2 protein-coding genes and 3 pseudogenes are annotated in these 2,025 nt (G+C 57.2%); 2 read left to right on the top strand and 3 right to left on the bottom strand.

Annotation, left to right across the window (positions count from 1 at the left end; all coding sequences use genetic code 11):
- Positions 1-83: 83 nt before the first annotated feature.
- Positions 84-504: pseudogene (locus tag FFT88_RS25775) on the top strand (hypothetical protein); the annotation flags it as partial.
- An 88-nt stretch (positions 505-592) separates the two neighbouring features.
- On the opposite strand, the pseudogene FFT88_RS25365 reads toward FFT88_RS25775, so the two are convergent.
- The 3 genes and pseudogenes from FFT88_RS25365 to FFT88_RS24495 form a co-directional block, all read right to left on the bottom strand.
- Positions 593-712: pseudogene (locus tag FFT88_RS25365) on the bottom strand (class I SAM-dependent methyltransferase); the annotation flags it as partial.
- The gene (locus FFT88_RS24500) at positions 709-951 is read right to left on the bottom strand and encodes a hypothetical protein (protein WP_000540591.1); all 243 of its coding nucleotides are present in this window, start codon (positions 949-951) and stop codon (positions 709-711) included. The pseudogene FFT88_RS25365 and the gene FFT88_RS24500, both read right to left, overlap by 4 nt.
- Positions 952-1,109: 158 nt before the next feature.
- The gene (locus FFT88_RS24495; protein ID WP_135405997.1) at positions 1,110-1,406 is read right to left on the bottom strand and encodes a hypothetical protein; all 297 of its coding nucleotides are present in this window, start codon (positions 1,404-1,406) and stop codon (positions 1,110-1,112) included.
- A gap of 295 nt (positions 1,407-1,701) precedes the next feature.
- On the opposite strand from FFT88_RS24495, the pseudogene FFT88_RS25770 reads away from it, so the two are divergent.
- Positions 1,702-2,025 (top strand): annotated as a pseudogene (locus FFT88_RS25770) (hypothetical protein); the annotation flags it as partial.

The following is a 2,025-nucleotide window of genomic DNA, read 5'->3' as shown; positions in this document are numbered from 1 at the left end:
TTKCGGGATGTGCATTTCACCCCTGGACTGGCGGAGACGGTTGTGGCTGTCTTTGCCCCCGGCGACAGGGCTTAAACGGGTGTATGGCACCGGATACAACAACGGGCAGGCACCCGCCGCAACGACGAAGAGCGCGTGCGCGAAACGGCGTTGCCCCTCACATCCCGGCGGCCTTTTGCCGGGATGCCGGGAGCGCAGGTCACGGCGCGACAGAGGCGGCGCGACCGGAACGGTCGCTGCAAGCCCGGGGTTTAGCGTCAGGGATGGAAGCCCGCCAGGGCGGAGACAGCTTCGCTGGCTCCGTTCACGACAGCCCGCCCCGCCAGGGGGACGCCCGGGAAAGGCACAGGCAGGAGAACAACAAAACTGACAGTAATCAGAGCAGCAGGAAAAAGAAGAACAGTAGCAGTAGCAGGAACAACAACATCAGTAACAGACAAATGACAGGCATGAAGAAACAGAAGCCCCCCATCAGAACGTCCGCGTAATGAAAGGGGCGGCGCGTCAGCGCAGTCCCTTTCAGCGCCACCGGCGCGCGGTCTTTTCCCGGCGCGGGCAGACAGGCATTTATCCTCCCGCCTGCCCTGTGTCATCAGGCACGCAAACGAATAATCATCGTCGGGACATCGGTATAAGCAAACATGCCGCTCGACAGCTCCCCCGGGAATGCAGAAGACGCCAGCAACGTCTTCTGCTGGCGTGATTTGTTCAGACCTCTGTCGAGCCGATCCATATACCATTCAGATAAGCATCAAATGCATCGTTCCCCTCCTGCACTTCCTGCGGCTGAACAAGGTTCAGGCTTTCGTGTGTCCAGCCGGCTTCAGGTGCAGACACTTTCAGCAGAAGATGCCCATCAGAATCACGAATCTCCAGATCAGCAAACGTGTTCCCGGTCAGGATATCTGGTTCACCGGGTCGTTGATCTGTAACATATGTGATATATCCCATCCTTTCTCTCCACATTAAATATTTCAGCACTATCCGGGACGACGGTGCGGCCCGATTTTCGGTACTCCAGAGCCAGTTCAGCCATCAGAGCATCTTTCGCTTAATTTCCTGCCCCCTGATTGCCATTAACAAATCACCAACAATCAGGGGGATAATCATCACACAGGACTGCTCATGGACTGACCGGCCTGTTGGCTGAAAAGCATCATCAGTGCACTCAAATCACTGGCTTTTTTTCTGATAACTGGCGTGTGATTTTCCAGGCTATCCAACAGCACCCCCAGTTCATCATTGATTTGCCCTAACTGTTTCATCAGCGTTTCCGCATCCTGGTTGCTCTGATATGCAAGATTTGCCTGAACAGCACGACTCTGCATGATGTCGATTTGTGCGATTGCGTCTTTCTGTTGATCACCGGTTGGCTGATAAGTGGTGTTAAAAGAAAATGCGCTCATAATTCCTCCTGCATCTGATGTTTTCAGCCCCCATCACCCGTTGAGTTTCGGGAGCCGCGGTTTTGACGTTTTGCGGGGACCTGCCGTTTGTTCCCTCCGGTATTAACCATCACCCGTTTGAGAACCTTCGCCGCAAGGGGCATCACTGCCACGGCCGGAAACGACTGTCCGGGGGCAGACCGCAAAAGTTTTTGCCTGCTTTTGGGCACTTTTGTGGGATGTGCATTTCACCCCTGGACTGGCGGAGACGGTTGTGGCTGTCTTTGCCCCCGGCGACAGGGGCTTAAACGGGTGTATGGCACCGGATACAACAACGGGCAGGCACCCGCCGCAACGACGAAGAGCGCGTGCGCGAAACGGCGTTGCCCCTCACATCCCGGCGGCCTTTTGCCGGGATGCCGGGAGCGCAGGTCACGGCGCGACAGAGGCGGCGCGACCGGAACGGTCGCTGCAAGCCCGGGGTTTAGCGTCAGGGATGGAAGCCCGCCAGGGCGGAGACAGCTTCGCTGGCTCCGTTCACGACAGCCCGCCCCGCCAGGGGGACGCCCGGGAAAGGCACAGGCAGGAGAACAACAGAACTGACAGGAATCAGGGCAGCAGTAATCAGAGTCAGAACAGG

The sequence above is a fragment of the Escherichia sp. E4930 genome, from assembly GCF_005845405.1.
In the GTDB taxonomy this organism is placed as follows: domain Bacteria; phylum Pseudomonadota; class Gammaproteobacteria; order Enterobacterales; family Enterobacteriaceae; genus Escherichia.
The sequence above is the reverse complement of the archived record's forward strand: the minus strand, read 5'-3'. Positions and strand labels throughout refer to the sequence as shown.